This window comes from Streptomyces gelaticus (assembly GCF_014649535.1).
In the GTDB taxonomy this organism is placed as follows: Bacteria; Actinomycetota; Actinomycetes; order Streptomycetales; family Streptomycetaceae; genus Streptomyces; species Streptomyces gelaticus.
Window position 1 is genome coordinate 29,758 of the sequence record NZ_BMTF01000031.1, and the last position, 20,180, is coordinate 49,937.

The 20,180-nt window shown below is 72.4% G+C and carries 19 protein-coding genes; 8 read left to right on the forward strand and 11 right to left on the reverse strand.

The window, feature by feature from the left end:
- Positions 1 to 2 precede the first annotated feature (2 nt).
- Entirely contained in the window at positions 3 to 3,299 is a 3,297-nt protein-coding gene (locus IE107_RS30565) for a non-ribosomal peptide synthetase (RefSeq protein WP_189547613.1), read from the forward strand.
- A complete protein-coding gene (locus IE107_RS30570; protein WP_189547614.1) occupies positions 3,296 to 5,338 on the forward strand; it encodes a type I polyketide synthase in 2,043 nt (680 codons plus the stop codon). The genes IE107_RS30565 and IE107_RS30570 overlap by 4 nt, the downstream gene beginning before the upstream one ends.
- Positions 5,339 to 5,426: 88 nt before the next feature.
- Here IE107_RS30570 and IE107_RS30575 read toward each other — a convergent pair whose 3' ends face one another.
- The 3 genes from IE107_RS30575 to IE107_RS30585 are packed head-to-tail and all read right to left on the reverse strand — an operon-like array spanning position 5,427 to position 6,981.
- The gene (locus IE107_RS30575; protein ID WP_189547615.1) at positions 5,427 to 6,179 is read right to left on the reverse strand and encodes a thioesterase II family protein; all 753 of its coding nucleotides are present in this window, start codon (positions 6,177 to 6,179) and stop codon (positions 5,427 to 5,429) included.
- 60 nt (positions 6,180 to 6,239) lie between these two features.
- A complete protein-coding gene (locus IE107_RS30580) occupies positions 6,240 to 6,728 on the reverse strand; it encodes a hypothetical protein (RefSeq protein WP_189547616.1) in 489 nt (162 codons plus the stop codon).
- 19 nt (positions 6,729 to 6,747) lie between these two features.
- Positions 6,748 to 6,981, reverse strand: a complete 234-nt coding sequence (locus IE107_RS30585; protein WP_189547617.1) for a hypothetical protein — start codon at positions 6,979 to 6,981, stop codon at positions 6,748 to 6,750.
- 52 nt (positions 6,982 to 7,033) lie between these two features.
- Here IE107_RS30585 and IE107_RS30590 point away from each other — a divergent pair, with 52 nt between their 5' ends.
- Both IE107_RS30590 and IE107_RS30595 read left to right on the forward strand, forming a co-directional pair.
- Positions 7,034 to 7,309, forward strand: a complete 276-nt coding sequence (locus IE107_RS30590; protein ID WP_189547618.1) for a hypothetical protein — start codon at positions 7,034 to 7,036, stop codon at positions 7,307 to 7,309.
- Positions 7,310 to 7,318: 9 nt separating this feature from the next.
- Positions 7,319 to 8,143, forward strand: a complete 825-nt coding sequence (locus tag IE107_RS30595) for a hypothetical protein (RefSeq protein ID WP_189547619.1) — start codon at positions 7,319 to 7,321, stop codon at positions 8,141 to 8,143.
- A gap of 36 nt (positions 8,144 to 8,179) precedes the next feature.
- Here IE107_RS30595 and IE107_RS30600 read toward each other — a convergent pair whose 3' ends face one another.
- Positions 8,180 to 8,560, reverse strand: coding sequence for a YunG family protein (locus IE107_RS30600; protein WP_229867370.1), 381 nt, complete (start codon positions 8,558 to 8,560; stop codon positions 8,180 to 8,182).
- A gap of 227 nt (positions 8,561 to 8,787) precedes the next feature.
- Here IE107_RS30600 and IE107_RS30605 point away from each other — a divergent pair, with 227 nt between their 5' ends.
- Entirely contained in the window at positions 8,788 to 9,243 is a 456-nt protein-coding gene (locus IE107_RS30605) for a Rieske (2Fe-2S) protein (RefSeq protein ID WP_189547621.1), read from the forward strand.
- A gap of 175 nt (positions 9,244 to 9,418) precedes the next feature.
- On the opposite strand, the gene IE107_RS30610 is transcribed toward IE107_RS30605, so the two are convergent.
- Entirely contained in the window at positions 9,419 to 10,072 is a 654-nt protein-coding gene (locus IE107_RS30610) for a cysteine hydrolase family protein (protein WP_189547622.1), read from the reverse strand.
- A gap of 113 nt (positions 10,073 to 10,185) precedes the next feature.
- Here IE107_RS30610 and IE107_RS30615 point away from each other — a divergent pair, with 113 nt between their 5' ends.
- A complete protein-coding gene (locus tag IE107_RS30615) occupies positions 10,186 to 10,662 on the forward strand; it encodes a pyridoxamine 5'-phosphate oxidase family protein (RefSeq protein ID WP_189547623.1) in 477 nt (158 codons plus the stop codon).
- Positions 10,663 to 10,771: 109 nt separating this feature from the next.
- Here IE107_RS30615 and IE107_RS30620 read toward each other — a convergent pair whose 3' ends face one another.
- The 4 genes from IE107_RS30620 to IE107_RS30635 form a co-directional block, all read right to left on the reverse strand.
- Positions 10,772 to 11,410, reverse strand: a complete 639-nt coding sequence (locus IE107_RS30620; RefSeq protein ID WP_189547624.1) for a response regulator — start codon at positions 11,408 to 11,410, stop codon at positions 10,772 to 10,774.
- The gene (locus IE107_RS30625; protein WP_189547625.1) at positions 11,407 to 12,627 is read right to left on the reverse strand and encodes a sensor histidine kinase; all 1,221 of its coding nucleotides are present in this window, start codon (positions 12,625 to 12,627) and stop codon (positions 11,407 to 11,409) included. The genes IE107_RS30620 and IE107_RS30625 overlap by 4 nt, the downstream gene beginning before the upstream one ends.
- Before the next feature lie 5 nt (positions 12,628 to 12,632).
- Positions 12,633 to 14,822, reverse strand: coding sequence for an MMPL family transporter (locus IE107_RS30630; protein WP_189547626.1), 2,190 nt, complete (start codon positions 14,820 to 14,822; stop codon positions 12,633 to 12,635).
- Positions 14,823 to 14,945: 123 nt separating this feature from the next.
- Positions 14,946 to 15,854: a LysR family transcriptional regulator gene (locus tag IE107_RS30635; RefSeq protein WP_189547627.1), complete on the reverse strand. Its 909-nt coding sequence runs from the start codon at positions 15,852 to 15,854 to the stop codon at positions 14,946 to 14,948.
- A 74-nt stretch (positions 15,855 to 15,928) separates the two neighbouring features.
- Between IE107_RS30635 and IE107_RS30640 the strand changes: the two genes are divergently transcribed.
- Positions 15,929 to 16,930, forward strand: coding sequence for a DMT family transporter (locus IE107_RS30640; protein WP_189547628.1), 1,002 nt, complete (start codon positions 15,929 to 15,931; stop codon positions 16,928 to 16,930).
- On the opposite strand, the gene IE107_RS30645 is transcribed toward IE107_RS30640, so the two are convergent.
- Positions 16,921 to 18,252: an aminotransferase class I/II-fold pyridoxal phosphate-dependent enzyme gene (locus tag IE107_RS30645; RefSeq protein WP_189547629.1), complete on the reverse strand. Its 1,332-nt coding sequence runs from the start codon at positions 18,250 to 18,252 to the stop codon at positions 16,921 to 16,923. The two genes, IE107_RS30640 and IE107_RS30645, sit on opposite strands and share 10 nt — an antisense overlap.
- Before the next feature lie 35 nt (positions 18,253 to 18,287).
- On the opposite strand from IE107_RS30645, the gene IE107_RS30650 reads away from it, so the two are divergent.
- Positions 18,288 to 18,983 carry a pyridoxamine 5'-phosphate oxidase family protein gene (locus IE107_RS30650; RefSeq protein ID WP_189547630.1) on the forward strand — a complete coding sequence of 232 codons (696 nt, stop codon included), beginning with the start codon at positions 18,288 to 18,290 and terminating at the stop codon, positions 18,981 to 18,983.
- A 137-nt stretch (positions 18,984 to 19,120) separates the two neighbouring features.
- On the opposite strand, the gene IE107_RS30655 is transcribed toward IE107_RS30650, so the two are convergent.
- Positions 19,121 to 20,149 (reverse strand): EamA family transporter, encoded by a 1,029-nt coding sequence (locus IE107_RS30655; RefSeq protein WP_229867371.1) that lies wholly within the window; start codon positions 20,147 to 20,149, stop codon positions 19,121 to 19,123.
- Positions 20,150 to 20,180 lie beyond the last annotated feature (31 nt).

The following is a 20,180-nucleotide window of genomic DNA, read 5'->3' on the forward strand; positions in this document are numbered from 1 at the left end:
CCATGACCGTCGACGCCGTCGATCTCATCGACCTCTACGCCGCGGAGGGTGCCGGGAACGAGGAGTACGAGTTCCCCGCCTCCGACGCCCAGAGCCGCCTGCTCGTCCTCGACCAGCTGAATCCGGGCTCCCCCCAGTACAACGTGCCGGTCGCCTTCGCGGTGCACGGGCCCTTCGACACCGCCGCGTTCGGCCGCGCGCTGGACGCGCTCGTCGACCGCCACGAGGCACTGCGCACCGTCTTCCGGACCGCCGAGGACGGCACCCCTGCGCAGCGCGTCTCGGCCGTCGGACGGGTACCGCTCACCGTCCGGCGGGACGTGCCCGCCGACCGTGCGGACGCCCTGGTGCGCGCCGAGGCCGCCCGTCCCTTCGACACCGCCGAGGGGCCGTTGCTGCGCTGCACCGTGTACGCCGTCGACGACGGCAGCCACCGGGTGCTGCTCGTCGCCCATCACCTGGTCTGCGACGGCTGGTCGCTCGGCCTCATGCTGGAGGAACTGTCCGAGGGGTACCGGCACGAGGCCGGGGGCCGGGCCCACCGGCCGGCCGAACTCCCGCTCCAGTTCCCCGACTACGCGGCCTGGCAGCGGGAGCGCGCCGCGGACGGGGCGTTCGAGGCGTCCGTGGAGCACTGGGTCGACCGGCTGCGCGGCGCGCCCACCACCATGGAACTGCCGCTGGACCGCCCCCGCCCGCCGGTCCGCACGGCCGCCGGGGGCACCGAACGCTTCCTGCTCGGCGCCGAGGTCAGGGAACGCCTGGCCGAGGTGGCCGCGGCCTCGGGCGCCACCCCGTTCATGACGATGTTCGCCGCGTACGCCGCGTTCCTCTCCCGCCTCTCGGGCGGCGAGGACCTGGTCGTCGGCTATCCGGCTTCGGGACGCGAGCGGCCCGAACTCCAGGAGATGGTCGGGATGCTGACCAATACCCTGGCGATGCGCGTGGACCTGTCCGGCGACCCCTCGCTCGACGAACTGACCCGCCGGGTCCGGGCCTCGATGCTGGCGGCCCGGCCCTACCAGGACGCGCCCTTCGAGGCGGTGGTCGACACCCTCGCCCCGGTCCGTGAGACCAGCCACGACCCGGTGGTGCAGGTGGCGCTCAGCTACGAGGACGAGGCCGCGCCGGAGCTGGCGCTGGCCGGCGCGACGACCGAACGGCTCCCGCTGACCCTGGACACCGCCAAGTTCGACTTCCACCTGTTCATGGAGCGGTGGGGCGCCGGACTCGCCGCCCAGTTCATCTACCGCAGCGACCTGTTCGAGGCCGCGACGGTCCACCGCTGGACGGAGAACTTCCGCACACTGCTGGCCGGGCTTCTCGCGGACCCGTCCGCGCCGCTGTCCACCGTGGAGCTGGTCCCGGCCGGGGAACGCCGCCGGATCATCGCCGGCGCCGACCGCCTCGACCAGGCCGCGCCGCTGGACCGCCTGGTGCCGGACCTGATCGCCGACCGGGCCGCCGAACGCCCCGATGCCACGGCCCTGGTCTGCGGGGATCTCCGCCTGAGCTACGCCGAGCTGCTCGCCAGGGCCGACGCGCTGGCCGCCCGGCTGCGCGCCGCCGGGGTGCGGCCCGGCTTCCGGGTCGGTCTGCTGCTGCCCCGCTCGGCGGACCAGGGCATCGCGGCCCTCGCCGTCCTGCGGGCGGGCGGCGCGTACGTACCGCTGGACCGGGCCCACCCGGAGGCCAGGCTCCGCCACATGGTGGGGAGTTCGGGCACCGGACTCCTCCTGACCGCCCGGGAGACCGCGGAGAAGGGGGAGAGCCTGGCGGTGCCGTGCATCCGGGTCGACCGCCCCGCCGTCACGGACCCCGTCGCACCGGGGGCCGTCACGACCGGTGGGGCGCCGCGTCCCGAGGACCTCGCGTACGTCCTGTTCACCTCGGGCTCCACCGGCGTCCCCAAGGGCGTCGCCATCGAGCACCGGGCGCTGGTCAACCTCACCCGGGCGGTGCGGCACTCCTTCCCGGTCGATGCCGACGACCGGGTGCTGCAGTTCGTGTCGTTCGGCTTCGACGTCGCCGTGTCCGACCTCTTCTTCCCCTGGGTGGCCGGAGCGGAGCTGCACATCCCGCGCGAGGACGAGCGGATCGGCGAGGCTCTGCTGGAGCGGCTGCGCGACTCCCGCATCACCTACGTCTTCCTGCCGCCGTCCGCCGCGATGCTGCTGCCCGACCTGACCGGACAGCTGCCCGAGCTGCGGACCGTCGCGGTCGGCGGCGAGGCGTGCCCGGCCGAACTGGTCGAGCGGCTCAGCGCTCCCGGACGCCGGATCGTGAACGCGTACGGCCCCAGCGAGGTGACCGTCTACGCCACCACCGGGGACCTCACCCCCGGCGAGCCCGTAGTGCTCGGCGGCGCCGTGGCCGGGGCCCGGGTCTACGTACTCGACGAGCGGCTCCGGCCGGTCCCCGCCGGGGTCGCCGGCGAGATCTACGTGGCCGGTGCCTCGCTGGGGCGCGGTTACATCGGCCGGCCCGGCCTGACCGCCGAACGGTTCGTCGCCGATCCGCACGGCGCGCCGGGCACCCGGATGTACCGCACCGGCGACCTCGGCCGGATCGACGCACGCGGTCTCATCCACTACCTCGGGCGCTCCGACCTCCAGGTCAAACTGCGCGGCGTGCGCGTCGAACTCGGCGAGATCGAGACGCTGCTGGCGGGGGCGCCGGGCGTCGCCCTGGCGGCGGCCACCGTCCGCGGCACGGGTACCGCCCAGCGGCTCGTGGCGTATGTGGTGGGCCGGGACGGAGCGGCGCCGCCGGACGCGGAGCTGCGCGCCCATCTCGCCCGGCGGCTGCCGGGGTCCATGGTCCCCGAGGTGTTCGTGCGGCTGGACGAGATGCCGCTCAGCAGCAACGGCAAGGTCGACCGGGCCCGGCTCCCGGAACCCGCCACCGTGCGGTGCCGGCCGGACGGCTCGACCACCGTCGCGGGCACCGCCACCGAGCAGTTGGTGGCCGCTCTGTGGGCCCGGGTGCTCAATCTCGAACTCGTCGCCGTCACCGACCACTTCTTCGATCTGGGCGGCAATTCGATCCGGTTACTGAGCGTCCTGTCCGCCCTGCGCGAGCTGGGGACGTACGGCGAACTCAGCCTGGTCGACCTGTTCCGCCACCCGACCGTCAGCTCCCTCGCCGCCTTCCTCGACCGGGCGGCCGCCGGGACCTCCGCCGGGGCTCCGGCCATCGAACCCCCCGCCGGCACGGCCGCCGCGCGCGGCGGTGACCGGCACGCACGACGCACCGCCGCTGCCCGACGACTCAGCTACCGGAAAGGCTCCACACGATGACCGAGAACGCCAGCGCCGCCGAGCCCCTCGCAGCCGACTCCGCGATCGCGGTCGTCGGGATGAGCGGCCGTTTCCCCGGCGCACCCGACCTGGACACCTACTGGAAGAACCTGCTCGGCGGGCGCTGCTCGGTGACCGATTTCACCGAGCAGGAACTGATCGCCGACGGCGCCGACCCGCAGGAGGTGCGCGGTCGCGACTACATACCGGCCAAGGGCCATCTTGCGGACGCGGACCGCTTCGACGCGGAGCTGTTCGGCTTCAACCGCACCGAGGCGGCGGCGCTCGACCCCCAGCACCGGCTGCTCCTGCAGACGGCCTGGTCCGCGCTGGAGGACGCCGGCCGCAGCCCGCGCGGCGGCACGGCGCGTACCGGCGTGTACGTCGGTGGCGGGCCCACCGAGCACATGCTGGCGGCGCAGACCGACCCGCGGCTCGCCGCGTCCATCGGGGCGCTCCAGGTGCGCATCCTCACCGACCGTGAGTTCCTCGCCCCGTGGATCTCCTACCGGCTGGGCCTTCAGGGCCCGAGCCTGACGGTGCAGACGGCCTGCTCGACCTCGCTGACGGCGGTGCACCTCGCGGTGCAGTCCCTGCTGCTCGGCGAGTGCGACACGGCCCTGGCCGGAGGGGTCGCCGTGGACACGGTACGCAAGCGGGGCTACGTCCACCAGCAGGGCGGCATCTACTCGCCGGACGGCCGCTGCCGCCCCTTCGACGAGCGGGCCGGCGGCACGGTGCCGGGCAACGGGGTGGGCGTGGTCGTGCTGCGCCGGCTCTCCGACGCGCTCGCCGACAACGACCCGATCCGGGCGGTCATCCGGGGCAGCGCCGTCACCAACGACGGCGCGACCAAGGTCGGGTTCACCGCGCCCGGCGTCGACCAGCAGACCGCCGCGATCGTGGAGGCGTGGGCGGCGGCCGGTCTCGACCCGGCCGACGCCCAGTATCTGGAGGCGCACGGCACGGCCACCGCCCTCGGCGACCGCATCGAGGCGGCGGCGGCGAGCGCCGCGTTCAAGGGTGCGCTCGGCACCGGGCGGATCGGGATCGGCTCGGTGAAGTCGAACATCGGCCATCTGGACGCCGCGGCGGGGGTCGCCGCGCTGATCAAGTCGGTCCTCATGCTGGAGCACGCGACCCTGGTGCCGAACGCCGACGCCGGCCGCCCGCACCCGGAACTCGGCTTCGACGACTCGCCGTTCCACCTGATCGAGCGGCCGGCCGCCTGGCCGGAGCCCGAGCACGGTCCCCGGCGGTCCGGGGTCAGCTCGGTCGGCATCGGCGGCACGAATGTGCACGTGGTCCTGGAGGAGGCGCCCCGGCGCACCGATGCCGGGGCGCCGGACGCCCAGGGCGCGGCGGAGGTCCTGCTGCTGTCCGCCCGCACCCGGGAGGACCTCTCCGCGCTGGCCGGCCGGCTGGCCGGGGCGCTGCGGGCCGCGGGGGCCCCGTCCCTCGCCGACACCGCGTACACACTGCACCAGGGCCGCACCCCGATGGCCGTGCGCGGATATGTGCGGGCCGCGGACCGGGCGGGGGCGGCGGAGCTGCTCGCCGAACTGGCCTCGGGCGGTGGTGCGGTGGGGCTGGGCGGGCCCGACCCGCTCGGGGAGGCCTGGCTGGCGGGTGAGCCGGTGGTGCGGGAGGGCGGCGGCCGGCGGGTCTCGCTGCCGTCCTACCCCTTCGCGGGCGAGAGCCACGGCGCGTACCGCCTCGGCCCGGTCGCCCCGGTCGAGGAACAGCCGGAGCAGGGCGGCGGTTTTGCCGACCTGGAGCAGGGCGTACGGGCGCTGCTCGCCGAGGCCCTGGGCCTGGCGGACGCCGACGATCCGGAGATGACGTACTTCGCGGCCGGCGGCGACTCCCTGACCGCCGTCCACCTGGTCGGCTGCCTCCGGGACGACTTCGGTCTCGACGTTCCCATCACGCTGTTCCTGGAGCAGCTGACGCTGCACGAGATGGCCCGCCGGATCGTGGCGGCCAAAGAGGGCGACGACTCCCTGGACGCCCTGCTCTCGGAGTTCGAGGCGGAGTGAGTTTCGAGGCGGAGTGAGTGAGGCCGCGACACAGGGCTTGGGCCCCGACCCGGAAGGGCGGGGCCCAAGCCCTGTGCGGTGTGTGCTCTCAGGCGACCGTGCGGGCCGTTCGACCGGGCGCATGCGCGGCGACGAGCTCCGCGACGTACGGCAGGTGGTCACTCAGGAAGAAGTGGCCGCCGGGCAGTACATGCCGCTCGAAGGTGCCTTCGGTCTCCCGCTCCCACGCCTGTACGCCCTCGACGGAGACCCGGGGGTCGCTGTCACCGGTCAGCGCGACGACCGGGCAGTGGAGCGCCGGCCCGGGAACGTAGGTGCGGGCGGACAGCATGGCGTAGTCGGCGCGCAGCGGCGGCAGTGCGAGTTCGAGGATCTCCGGGTGGGTCAGCAGCGACTCGTCCGTGCCGGACAGCAGTCGCATCTCCCCGATCAGGTCGTCGTCGCTGGGCGGTTCGGGCAGCCGCGAGCGGCGCGGCAGCGAGGGGCCCTCGCTGCCCGAGACGAACAGCGCCGCAGGCGCCCGCCCTTGGGCTGCGAGCCGCCGCGCCGTCTCGAACGCCAGGAGCGCGCCCATGCTGTGTCCGAACAGCAGGAGCGGCCGGCTCCCGCTCGGGGGGAGCGAGGCCAGCACCGCGTCCACGACAACGCCGAACCGTTCGGCGAACGGTTCGGCGATGCGGTCGTGGCGCCCGGGGTACTGCACGACCAGTGCCTCCACCGTCCCCGCGACCTCGGTCGCCAGCGGGATGTAACCACTGGCCGAACCACCTGCGTGCGGGAAGCACAGCATCTGCGCGCCGGCCATGGGGTCCGGGCGGAAGCACCTTGTCCAGTTGTTCACGACATCCCTTCTCTCGTGATTCTCGGTCCGGTCCGTGACCGAATCCGTGAACGTCTCCGCTCACCGTTCGGCGGCGATCCAGCTCTCCAGCTGTTCACGGGTGGTCGCCGGGTCCGCGACGAGAACGGCGAGTTCGTCGTCGCGGGGTTCCAGTGTCGTCAGGGCCGGGCAGCGGTGGCAGGCCTCGACACCGACCTGGTTCCACCACTTGCAGTGCGGGCGGAGGTGGCACCGTGGCACGGCCGCCGGACCGGGCTCGGCCGGTACGGTCGTGATCCGCTCGATCAGCCCGCAGGCCTCGCCGACCCGGTTCGCGCAGTCCGACACGCAGTGCGAGGCGAACCGGAGCACCCGGTTGGGGGCGATCCCCTCCGGAATGCTACCGAGAACATCGGCGGCGGGTACGGGTTCGGCCAGGTAGACGACCTGATCGTGCTCCCCGGACCGTACGCCGAGGACGACGGTCTCCGGGCGGCTCGCATCGCCGCTCGGGCACCATCTGAGGGGGCTTTCCCGCCCGTCCCGGGCGCGGTCCGCAGTGCTGTCCACGGTGCTCACCTCCGAATCGTCAGCAGGAACGCGGGGTTGACGAGTTGACGACCATGCCGCCGATGACTCCGTCGGTGACGGCCCCCTTCTGCTGCTCGGCGGCGACCGCCCGGGCGATGCTTCTGGCGAGCTGCTCCTGGCCGGTGATCCGCTCCGGACGCTCGGCGGCCGCGGCACCGGTGGTGCCGCCGACCGTGACGAGACCGGCAACGAGGGCTGCGGCAGCGGCCGCCGTACGCATGCTGTTGTTCATCCCTGTCCTCCATGGCGTCGGTCATTGCTTGCAGGAGCCGACGCTAGAGTCCGTGCGCCGACGCGATCGGCAGTTCCGGCGGCGGCTTCGGGGATGTATCCGCGACGACGTCCACCGCGGCGAGTTCCGCAGCGACGACCCGTATGCGGCGACGATGCAGATCCTCGTGGTCATCGACGGTCCGGGCGCACACGCCGGCACCGGGACCGGAAGCCACCCCGAGGTCGTCACGCGCATGGCGGTCAGCCCGGCCGAACGCGAACTCGGCCTGGAGAACGGCACACTGACCAGGCGTGCGGCCGCGCTCGGTGTCAGTGGTGCTTCATAGACTCCGGCCATGAGTGAACTCGTGAACGAGGATGCGTCGGACCGCACCGGATCCCGCACCGTGGTCGACACGCCGTTGCCCATCGACATGGCGGTGGCCCGCCGGGCCGCCGAGGCGATGCGGGCCGCCGCGTCCGAAGCCTGCGAGGCCGCCGGGGTTCCGGACACAAGCGGCTGGCTCACGGATCTCGTACGACCGGAGTTCGGCAGTTTCCAGGAGTTCGTCACCGAGCTCCGTGACGACGCCGATCCCGATCACGTGCCGCTGATACCGGCGTTGTGCGCAAGGATTCTCGGCGACGGCGCCCGTACGGACCGCACCCTGGCCGGTGACCAGCGGGTGGAGAACCCGTTCTTCCACCACGGGGATCTCGTGGTGCAGGGGCATCTGGACATCGCGGCCCCGTTCGTGGTCACCGGTTCCCTGACCGTCGAAGGCTGCCTGGCCGACTGCGGCCCCGACTCCGTCGTCGCGGTCGGTGACGACATGACGGCTCACGCCGTGCACACCGACGGCGAGATATCCGTCGGCGGCGACATCGCGGCCGAGGTGGTCTACGGCCACTACAACGACCAGACACTCCAGGCGGCCACCATCCGCGCCCGGCTGGTCATCGAGGACGAGCACTGCACGATCGCCGCGGTGGAGGCGGACACCCACTTCGACCTGGACGACTACCAGCAGGGTTACGGCGAGGGCGTGCAGGAGCGGCTGCGCGAACTGCTGGTGGACGAGGTGTTCGGCGACGAGGAGGACGAGGAGCAGTTGGACCGGAGCCTCCTGTTCGGCCGGATGCGCGAGGGGCTGCCGGTCTTCCGCGCCGACGACGCGTAGGGACGCGGCGGCTCGCCGGCCCCGGAGCGGTGGCGCCTACGGGCACAGCGCCGCCACGACTCTGCTGCGGAGCAGTTCGTACTCCTCGCGCAGCCGCACGATCTCCGGGGGCCGTACGATCACGTCGCCGCCGACGACCCGCTCCTCGGGGCCGAACTGCTCACGGGTCAGATCGACTTCGATCCCCATGCCCAGACGGTTCCACCAGTGGTAGTCCACTCGCTCGCCGTCGACATGGACCTCGCCGCGGATCAGATCACCGCCCAGCAGATCGTGCACCACCAGGGCGGTGACACCGCACTGGTCGCGTGCCGGATTGGCCGGAGTCCAGTCCGGACGGTGCTCGGGCGTCGTGGTGTCCGCGCCCCAGCCGTTGCGAATGGCCCGCTCGAGGTCATTGAAGCTGCTCAGTGTCATGGCACTCAGCCTCGCAGACGCCTCTGACATCTCCCCCCTCGACCGCTCATGCCGGTGCCCGGATCTGCCGATGACGGTGTGGTCGTCGTCCATCCGCCGTGGTACTCCGCCGCGGCACCGCCCAGGGGCTTTCGGGAGAAGTCTCCCGGCGTTGAACACCGGGGTCCCACCGCGCGTACCCCTGAACGACGACCGAAGTCGTGAACACTGTGGAAGGGAAAGCCGGTATGAGCACATCGCAGAACCACGAGGGACGTCCCGGGCGCCGGGCCGTCGTCGTCGCGGCCGGAGCGGCCTCGGTGGCCGCCGCACTCACCGCCTGCACCAACCAGGGGGAATCGGGCGGTTCGGATGTGGTCGAACCGGCCGCCGGCGACGGAACGGACACCCGCGGCACCGCACTGGCGAGGACCGCCGACATCCCCGAGGGCGGCGGGAAGGTCTTCGCCGACCAGGGTGTCGTGGTGACGCAGCCCAGGGCCGGTGAGTTCAAGGCGTTCTCCTCGAACTGCACCCACCAGAGCTGCGCGGTGTCGCGCGTCGCGGACGGCGCCATCCACTGCCCCTGTCACGGCAGCATGTTCGACGCGTCGACGGGCGCCGTGGCGCACGGTCCCGCCACCCGGCCACTGCCCGCCAGGAAGATCACGGTCACGGGCGACTCGATCACACTCGCGCCCTGACCTGCTCGTCACCGGGCAGTGCCCGGACCTCTGTCGACGAGCTGCCCGCGTGCGCCGGAAGGCGGTCCACGACACCGCCGTGGCAGCGTTCCTGGCCGCGGTCGACGCGCCGCGGCGCGTCGACCGCGCCCGGCGCAGGCGGCGTTGCGGCCGGGCGCCGTCTCCGGATCACACTTCAGGAACCGCCCCCGCTGGGCGTCCGGCCCAGCCAGCAGCGCAGTACGTCTTCCGTGTCCGCGATGGTGGCCACGAGGGCGAGCGTGTTGCGGATCATCACCGGGGTGTAGTCGGCCGGCACCCCCGCGATGGCGTCGGACGGCACCACGGCCGTGTAGCCGAGATTCACCGCGTCGAACACGGCATTGGGGACGGCCACATTGGCCGAGACTCCGGTGACGACGAGCGTCCGGCAGCCGAGATTGCGCAGCAGGGCGTCCACCTCGGTGCCGGCGATGGGCGAGAGGCCGTGCAGTCGGCGTACGACGAGGTCCTCGTCGGCCACTTCGATCGGCGCCGCGATCCGTACCGCGGCCGTGCCGGTGTGCTGCTGCACGGGCAACCGGCCGGCGGCCCGGAAGAGCCGGGCGTTGCCGCCGGCCCCCCGGCCGTCGGGGCGGCGTTCGGCCACCGCGTGCAGCACCTGGACCCCGGCCTCGTGGGCGGCGGCGACCAGCCGGGCGACACGGCCCAGCGCGCCGGACGACCTGGCCTCCTCGGCCAGTTCGGGCAGCGCGCTGCCGGGGCCGACGACCCCCTGCTGGCATTCGACCGTGAGAAGCACGGTGGTGGCGGGATCGAGCTGCTCGGCGAGCTGACTCCTCGACGGCACGGCTGCCCCTTTCTGCGGCGGACCGGGGCGCGAGAGGCTAACCGCCATTGCGTGACGAGGGAAGAGACCCCATGCTTTCTGACATACAGTCAGCAAACTGGAGGGGGCGCACGATGACCGCCACTCAGCGACGGGGCCGTCGGATCATGATGACGGACGCCGAACGCGACACCTATCTCACCGAGCAGCGCACCTGCCGGGTGGCGACCGTGGCCGAGGACGGCCGCCCGCACATCGGCACCCTCTGGTTCGCCTGGGACGGAACCTCGCTCTGGCTGTACTCGATCACCCGCAGCCTGCGCTGGTCCCAGCTGCGCCGCGACCCGAGGATCGCGGTGGTGGTGGACGACGGGGTGGAGTACGGGGAACTGCGCGGCATCGAACTCTCCGGTGAGGCCGTCCCGATCGGCGAGGCGCCCCGCACCGGCGAGCCGTGCCCAGGACTCGACGCACCGGAACGGCTGTTCGCGGCGAAGTACTTCGGCATGGACGCCATGCCGCACGACGGCCGACACGCCTGGCTGCGACTGACTCCGCAGGCCATCACCTCCTGGGACTTCCGGAAGCTCGCGGGGTCTTTCACAGCCTGAGAGACGCCCTGCGGCGTGCCCGGTCCAACCGCCGGAGCCGTTCACGGCCTGAGGCACGCCCCCACGCCCGCGGCCGGCCGGGCCGCGACGGGCGTGTTCGGCAGTGGCCTCACGGGCGCCTGAGCAGCCCGCGCTCCATGGCCACCACCACCGCCCGCGTCCGGTCGCTCACGTCGAGCTTGGCGAACAGGCGCAGGAGGTGGGTCTTGACCGTGGCCTCCGCGATGACGAGACGTCTGCCGATGTCGGCGTTGGTCAGGCCGTCCGCCACCGCGTTGAGCACATCGGTCTCACGGGCGGTGAGCGGCTCCTGGGCCGGGCGCCGCATCCGCGCGAACAGCTTCTCCGCCACCCGGGGCGCGAGGACCGTCTCCCCGCGCGCCGCCGAGCGGATGGCGTCGGCGAGCTGTTCGCGGGTGGTGTCCTTCAGGAGATAGCCGATGGCGCCCGCCTCCACCCCGCGCTCGATGTCCTGATCGGTGTCGTACGTGGTCAGGATCAGCACCCGGGTGCGCGGGTACCGGGCGACGATCTCGGTGGTCACCCCCACCCCGTCGAGCACCGGCATCCGCAGGTCGACCAGGGCGACGTCGGGGTCGTACCGCTCGACGAGGCCGAGTGCCTCCCGGCCGTCCCCCGCCTCCCCGACGATCTCGATCCCGTCCTCACCGGCCAGCAGGGCCACGACGCCCGCCCGCATGACGGTGTGGTCGTCCACCACGACCACCCTGATTCGTCCGCCGGTCATCGCGTCCCCTCGCTTCCCTCGTCGCTGTCGCCGGGCGCCGGTTCCAGCGGGATCACCCCCAGGATTCTCGTGCCGTCGCCCAACGAGCTGGTGACCGTGAGCCGACCGCCCAGTTCCGCCAGGCGTTTGCGCATCCCGTCGAGCCCGAAACCCGTCGATTCCTCCGGAACGAATCCGGCGCCGTCGTCGGTGACCTCCAGCTCCACCCCGTGGGGCCGGCGGCTCAGCATCACGCCGACCGTGGAGGCGCGCGCGTGCTTACGGACGTTGGCCAGGGACTCCTGCGTACACCGCAGCAGTGCGATCCGGGTCTGCTGGTCGCACTCGACGTCCGCCAGCTCGCCGGCCACCGTGAGCCCCGTGTCCTCCGCGAAGCGGTCCAGGATGCGGCGCAGTGTCCGTGCCACCGACCCGGCCGCCGCGCCGCCCTGCTGCTGGGCCGAGCCCACCAGTTCCCGTGCCTCGGCGAGGTTCTCCCGGGCCGTCGACTCGATCGAGCGCAGCTGCTGGGCGCTCCGTGCCGGCTCCGAGTCGAGTCCCGCCCTGGCCGCTTCGGCCAGCACGACGATCGACGCGAGGCCCTGCGCGAGGGTGTCGTGGATGTCGCGCGCCATCCGCTCCCGTTCGTCCGCCGCCCCCTGGCGCTGGTGCGCCTCGGACAGCTCCGCCTGGGTCCGTTCCAACTCGACGATCAGCCGGGCACGTTCGGTGCTCTGCGCGACCACCGAGTGCGCCCACAGCCCGATCAGTACCCCCACGGCGACGACGATCAGGGTGGACACCATGGTCTCGCCGAAGAACTGCAGCGACCAGCCCTGCCGGTACCAGCTCCCCGTCAGCGTCGCCGCCGTCGCCAGCCCCAGGAACCCCATCGAGGCCCTGGGAGTCCGCCCGAACATCCAGTAGTGCGGCAGTGTCACCATGAACAGCGCCGCGTAGCTGCCGCCCAGCTCGGCGAGCCCACCGAGCGCGAGCACCAGCACGGAGAGGTAGACGTGCGGCCGTACGACGGGGTTGCCGGGGAAACGGTCGAGGAGCGCGTAGCAGAGCACCACGCAGCCGAGCAGCACCAGCGCCGCGTACCTGCTCCCGACGGACCCGTCCATCGTGGCGAGCCCAACGGCCATAGCGACGAACAGCACCCAGCACACGGCGTTCCAACGGCGCAGCGATGTGGTCCAGAAGCCGTCGGCCGAGGGCCCGGCGAGAGCAGTCATGCCGATCAACGTACTTCGGCCAGTGGCTGGTCGCGGCGGGTCCGGTCCGATGCGGCCGGGACGGGACGCGACGGCCACCAGGTCGCCTCGCCCAGCAGGAGCAGTGCCGCCGGCAGGATCATGATGCGGACGACGAAGGCGTCGAGCAGTACTGCCACCGCGAGCACGAAACCGATCTGCTTCATCTCGATGATGTGCAGGAGGACGAAGCTCACGAAGACGGTCGTCATCACGACCGCGGCGCTGGTGACCACGCCCGCCGACGTGCGGATCCCGTCGAGGACGGCCTGCCGCGTGGGGACACCGGCGAGCACGGCCTCCCTGATCCGGCTCACCACGAACACCTGGTAGTCCATGGAGAGTCCGAAGAGGATCACGAAGAGGAAGAGCGGGACGCGCGACCCGATCGAGCCCGTGGAGTCGAAGCCCAGCAGCCCCTCGGCCCAGGTGCCCTGGAAGACCAGGACGAGCAGGCCGAGCGCGGCCGCGGCGGAGAGCAGGTTGAGTACGACCCCGATCAGGCCGAGCACCACGGAGCGGAAGGCGTACACGGTCATCGCGAAGGTCACCAGCAGCAGTGCCCCGAGGACGAGCGGAATCCTGCTGTTCTGATGGGCGGGATAGTCGGCGTACCGGGCGACGTCCCCGCTGACGCCGTACTCCGCGCCCTCGATCCGTCCGACGGTGGCGGGCAGATACGTGTCGCGCAGGTGGTCGAGGGAGTCGCGGGCCCGGGGGGAGTTGCCGAGGTGCGGCACCTTCAGCCGCAGCACGCTGATCCGGTGGTCGGCCGAGGTGTCGATGCGCGGGCCACCGGCGAACAGCGGGTCCTTGTCCGCAAGCCGGGCCAGTTCTCGCAGCGCACCGGTGACCTCCCGGCTGCGCGAGGCGTCGGCGCGCACAACGACGTCGTGCGTCACCCGCTGCTCGGGAAAGGCCTCGTTGAGACGGTCGTAGACCCGCATCGCGGGAATCTCCCGGGAGTGCGTGTCGCGGCTCATCTCCGTGATGTTCAGTCCGGTCAGCGGCAGGGCGAGCGCGACCAGGGCGAGGACCGGAACGCAGAGCGTGGCGAGGGGATGCCGGGCGGCGGGCCGCAGCAGTGCGGTCCAGATCCGGCCCGCGCCCTCGCGGCGGGTGCGGGGGGCGGGCTTCCCCCGCACCGCCCGGCGCCGTGAGCGGCGTTCCGCCCGCTTGCCGAGCACGGACAGCAGTGCGGGCAGCACGGTCAGGGAACTCGCCACGGCGACCAGTGTGACCACGATGGTGCCGGTGGCCAGCGAGGAGAAGATCACGTCGGATGCCAAGTACAGCGTCGCGGTGGAGGTGACGACCGCCAGCCCCGACACCACGACCGCCCGGCCCGACGTGGCCGCGGCCAGTTCCACCAGTACCTCGGTGCTCAGCCGGCCATCGCTGCGGGCCCGTTCCTCGCGTTCCCGCTTGAGATAGAAGAGCGTGTAGTCGACACCGACGGCGAGACCGATCATCAGGATGACGTTCGTGCCGACTCCGGCGTCCGGAGAGAGGTGCGAGACCACCATCGACAGGCCGATGGCCGCCGCGATCGACGAGAGCGCGAGCAGCAGCGGCACCGCGGCCATCACGACCGATCCGAAGACGACGAGCAAGGTGATCAGCGTGACCGGAAGGGTGATCTTCTCGGACAGGGCCAGGTCGTCGCCGCGCTGCTGGTCGACCCCCTTGCTGATGACGGGGCTTCCCGTCTCCTCCAGCAACAGCCCGGGCCGGGACTGCTGAACGGCCGCGGTCTGCGCCGCCAGTGCGTCGACCTTGTCCTTGGCGTCCCGTTCCTCGCCCTTCAGCGCCACCTCGACCATGAGGATCCGGCCGTCGCCCGACCACAGCGGCGCGGCCACGTCCGCGACCTGAGGCAGCCTTCTCATGCGGGCCGTGAGGTCCCGCGCGGCCGATTCGGCGGCCTGCTCGTCGGGGGCTCCCGACCGGGTGGATATCAACACCTGCTCGGTGGAACGGCGCTCCAGGTGTCCCTCGGCCGCCATGGCCTCGGCCCGGCCAGCCTCACCGACGCGATAGTCGGCCGTCCTCGCGTTGTTGGTGCCGACGGCTCCGCCGACGACCAGGCACAGCACCACGAACACCAGCCAGCCGACAACCGCCCGCCAGGGGTGCAGCGCGCTCCGGCGCGCCATGCGCACAGCGAATGAGTTCATGCCCGAAAGCCTTGTTGAACAGGGCAGTTGACGGACAGAGGTGTCAGGTTGAACCTCTCGTCCACCGATCGGTGGACCCAGGTGCTGGGGACAGCCCCCGCACGCCCCGCCGGCGCTCGTGGCTCACGGTGCGTCCATCTCCCGGCCGGCCGCGCGCAGCGCCCTCACCGCCGCCCTGATCGAGGGGCGCCGGTCCGCGTCGGTACGCCACACGGCGTGGACGTGGCGCCGCATCCTCTGCCGTACGGGAACGAGCCGCACCCCGTCGGGTACCGGTCCGCGGCCCAGCCTCGGCGCCACACAGACGCCCATTCCGGCGGCGATCAGGGCGAGTTGGGTGTGGTGTTCGCCCGCCAGGTGCGCGATGCGCGGTTCGATGCCCTTCGAGCGGAGGGTGAACATCAGCCAGTCGTAGCAGAACTCCCCCTCGGGCCAGGACACCCAGTCGTCGTCGGCGAATTCCTCCAGGTCCACCTCGGCCCGGACGGCGAGCCGATGACCGGCCGGCATCGCGATGTCCGGGGCGTCGTCCAGGAGTTCTGCCTTGGCCAGGCCACCGGGCACGGGCAGCCGTTTGTTGCTCCAGTCCAGCACCACCGCGAGGTCGGTGTCACCCCTGAGCACCGCGCGGATCCCGTCCTCGGGCTCCAGCTCCCGGGTATGCACGCGGAGTTCGGGGTGGTCACTGCGCAGCGCTCGGAGCACCGCGGGGAAGAGGCCGCGGGCCGCGGTGGGAAAGGCGGAGAGCCGGATCTCGCCCACCACCTCGCCGCGCTGCGCCTCGATGTCGGACTGGGCCAGCTCGACCTGGGACAGGATCCGGGCCGCATGGTCGGCGAGCAGCCGGCCGGCGTCGGTGAGCCTGACCCCGCGGCCGTTCTTGGCCAGGAGCTGCTGCCCCACCTCGCGCTCCAGTTTCGCCAGCTGCTGGGAGACCGCCGAGGTGGTCACGTGCAGCCCTTCGGCGGCGCCGCTCACGGAACCGTGCCGGGCCAGTGCGTCCAGGGTGCGCAGGCGCTCCAGATTCAACATGTAAGCAATGCTACGCAGACCTTCACACAAAGTCTCGCTTGTTCTAATTGGTTCGCTTCGTCATCGTTGGGCTCATGACCGTCGCCGCCACATCCAGGACCACACCTCCCGCCAAGCCCTCCGCCCCGGCTCCGGCCCCCTCCGCCCGCCCGGCGGCGGACTGGCGGATCCGGTTCGGCGCGCTCGCGCTCATCTGGGGGTTCAGCTTTCTCCTGATCAAGGTCGGCACCGAGGGGTACGCCCCGTTGCAGGTCACCCTCGGCCGCCTGCTGTCCGGCACAGCGGTCCTGGCCGTCGCGATGGCCGTCCGGCGCGAACGGCTGCCCCGCGGCGCCCGCACCTGGGGGCACCTGGCCGTCGCGGCGTTCTTCCTGAACGCGCTGCCGTTCTCGCTCTTCGCCCATGCCGAGCTGACCATCCCCTCGACACTGGCCGGCATCTGCAACGCGACCTCGCCCCTGTGGGGCATGGCCCTGTCACTCGTCGCACTCTCCGAGGACCGGCCGACCCGGCGCCGGGTCGCCGGACTCGGGCTCGGCTTTCTCGGCGTACTGACCGTGCTGGGCGCCTGGCAGGGCTTCTCCGGGCTGGACTTCGGCGGCACGGCCATGGCCCTGCTCGCCTCCCTCAGCTATCCCATCGGCTGGATCTATGTCCGCAGGACGCTGGCGGGCAGCAGCTCCTCCACGCTGGCACTCACCGGCAGCCAGCTCTTCCTCGGCACGGCGCAGATCGCCCTGGTGACCCCGTTGTTCACCTCGGCCCCGGACGGTTTCCCGCTGCTCCCGACGCTGGCCGTGGTGGCCCTCGGGGCGCTCGGCACCGGCCTCGCGGTCCTGATGCAGTACGGCCTGGTGGAGGAGGTCGGACCGACAACCGCGCAGATGGTCACGTACTTCATCCCGGTCATCGCGACAGCCGCCGGGGTGGTCGTGCTCGGTGAGCAGCTGAGCTGGAACACACCGGTCGGAGCCCTCGTGGTCCTGGCGGGCGCTGCACTCACCCAGAGCAGACCCCGTCCCGGCCGGACCTCCGGCGGCCGGGACGGCCGGGCCGCAGCCGGGGATCACCCGTAGTTCAGCGGCTTCACCGGTCCCACCGCTGCCGCCACCGCATCCGCCAGCGGCTCGATGTCGGCCTCGGCGAGCGTCGAGACGGTGAGCCGGATCCCCTGGGGCGCGGTCATCCGGAACCGCGCTCCCGGCGCCACGGCCCAGCCGGAGTGCAGCAGCCTCGCCACCGCGCCGGTCTCGTCACCCACCGGCACCCACACATTCATCCCGCTGCGTCCGTGCGCCTCCACGCCCCGCTCCGCCAGTGCCCGCACGAGACCGTCCCGCCGCATCGCGTACGCCCGCGCCACCCGGCCCGGATCGACAGCGCCCGAGGCCCACAGGTGCACCACGGCCCGTTGCAGCAGTCTGCTGACCCAGCCGGGGCCCAGCCGCTGCCGCCCCGCCACCCGGTCGGCCGTGACCGGGTCGCCGGTCAGCACGGCGACCCGCAGGTCCGGCCCGTACGCCTTGGCCACCGACCGCACGAAGGCCCAGCGGTCCGTGGCGCCCGCCAGCGGATGGAGCGGCAGGTCCACGATGCCGTGACCGTGATCGTCCTCGATCAGCAGGACGTCCCGGTGCCCGGCGAGGACTCCCTGCAACTCGAAGGCACGTCCGGCACCGATCGCCGCGCCGGTCGGATTCTGCGCGCGGTCGGTGACCACGAGCGCGCGGGCACCGGTGTTCAACGCGTGCTCGACGGCGTCGGGCAAAGGACCTTCGTCATCGACGGCGACGGGCACGGGGCGCAGCCCCAGCGCCGGTACGAGGTCCAGCAGGCTGCCCCAGCCCGGGTCCTCGATCGCCACCGCGTCACCGGGTCTGAGGTGCGCGACCAGCACGCGCTCGATCGCGTCCAGCGATCCGGAGGTCGCGACCACGGGCCCGGCCGGCACCCCGTCGGCGTCCAGCGCGGCACGGGCGAGCACGGCGAACTCCGGGTCCACCGGCGCCTGCCCGTACATTCCGGGTCGCCGGGCATACTCCCCCGCGACCGCCGCGAAGACTTCCCCCAACGCGGGCAGCAGGCCCGGATCAGGGTTGCCCGCCCCCAGATCCCGCACGCCGGCCGGCGCCTCGACCCGGAGCGAACCACGCGCCGTGCTCGCGGGGCGCGGCCGCACCCTGCTGCCCCGGCGCCCGGCCGTCTCGATCACTCCGCGCTCGCGGAGCGTGCGGTAGGCGGCTGCCACCGTATTCGGGTTCACCCGCAGCCGATCGGCCAACTCCCGCATGGGAGGCAGTGCTTGGCCCGGTTCGAGCTCACCGGAGCCGACTCCGCTCTCCACACTGGCGGCAATCTCCGATGCGCGCCGCCCGACAATCCGATACTCTCCTAGCACAAACGAGATTATGCACTAGAGCAATGGAGAACGCAATGTCGGACACCGCATCGCCGCAGACCACGGGCCCGGAAGCCGCAGCAGGATACGAGCCGACCGAGCGCACCGTCCCGACCCGCTCCCGGGAGCGGGCGGCCTACGACCGGGAGATGGTGCACTCGATACTCGACGAGGCGTACGTCTGCCACCTGGGCTTCGTCCGCGACGGCGCACCCGTCGTCCTGCCGACGCTCTTCGGCCGGGTCGGCGACCGGCTCTACGTACACGGCTCGACGGGCTCCCGGCCGCTGCGCGAGGCGGGCCGTACCGACCCCGGACTGCCCGTGTGCCTGACGGTGACCCATGTCGACGGTCTGGTACTGGCCCGCTCGGCCTTCCACCACTCGATCAACTACCGCTCCGTGGTGGTCCACGGCGTCGCGCACACGGTCACCGACCCGCAGGAGCGGCGGACCGCCCTCGACGCCATCGTCGACCACGTGGTGCCGGGCCGCTCCGCGGACTCCCGGCCCGCCGACGAGAAGGAACTGGCCGCGACCGCGGTGATCAGGCTGGACCTGCGGGAGGTGTCCGCCAAGATCCGCACGGGCGGCCCCAACGACGACCCCCGCGACCTCGCACTGCCCCACTGGGCGGGCGTCGTCCCGCTCGCCCGCGGATATGCGGCGCCGCTCCCCGCGGACGACCTCGCCCCCGCGATCGGGGTACCCGCCTACATCACCGAGCTCTGACGCGCCCCGGTGGCGGACGGATTCGCCACCGGACACCGAGTCCATGCACCTCGGCGGCCGACGCCGCGGCGCACCGCTCGGGCCGGTCTTCGTCGTCACGGCCGGCCTTCGCCCTCACATCGCAGCCGGTCCCGCCGTCACGTCGCGGCGCGCCCGGAGGACAACTCCCCCTCGGCATCCGCGCAGCCGTCGTCCGGCCGTTCGGCCACCCCCGTTCCCGGCCCCGAGGCGACGGGACCGGAGGGCGTCCGCGGCGTCGACGACTGGGCGATGAAGGCACCGATCAGCACCATGGCACCGCCGAGGAGCTGGGGCGCCGACAGGTGCTCGCCGAGCATCACCCAGGCGAGCACGGTGGCGATGACCGCCTCCAGGCAGGCGACCACGCCCGCGACCGCGGGAGAGAGCAGCCGCACCGAGATCACTCCGGTGACGTAGGCGATCACGGTCGCCAGCAACACGATCCAGACGAGCAGCAGCCAGGCCGGGACATCCGTGCCGTCCATGGCGGCACTGCCACCCAGGACCGACCAGTCCATGCCCCAGGGCTGTGCAACCGCGGTGAGCACGAGTGCGCCGATCAGCAGCCCGTAGGCGATGACACCGACCGGATTCGGCGGTTCGACACCGTCCGCCCCTTCAGTGCTCCCCTGGTCCGACAGGACGAAGTAGCCGACCTGACAGCAGGCGGCACCGAGTGCGAGCAGCAGTCCGACCACGTCGAAGCTCAGCCCCGACCAGACCTCGACCACGCACGTCAGCCCGCCCACGGCCAGCACCACGCCGACCGCGGCCCGCCTGGTGACCGGCCTGCGCTGGACGAACCGGACCCAGCCGAGGACGAGCGCGGGCGCCAGGTATTCGACGAGCAGGGCGACGCCGACGGGGACGCGCGAGATCGCCGCGAAGTAGAAGGCCTGCACACCCGCGACGGCGAGCAGCCCGAAACCGAGCAGCAGGACCGGCCGACTGCGCACCAGGTCCCGGTGGCGCCAGGCCACCGGCAACATGACCAGGGCCGCACCCGCCACCCGCAGCCACACGACATGGAGCGGATCGAGCCCCGCCTCGATCAGCGGCTTGGCCGCAACCCCTGAACCACCGAATGCGAACGCCGAGGCCAGGGCTAGTCCCAGGCCGGCGCTTCTCCCCTGAGACGCGTGCATCGGCCCATCATGACAGCTGCGGTCAGCAGCG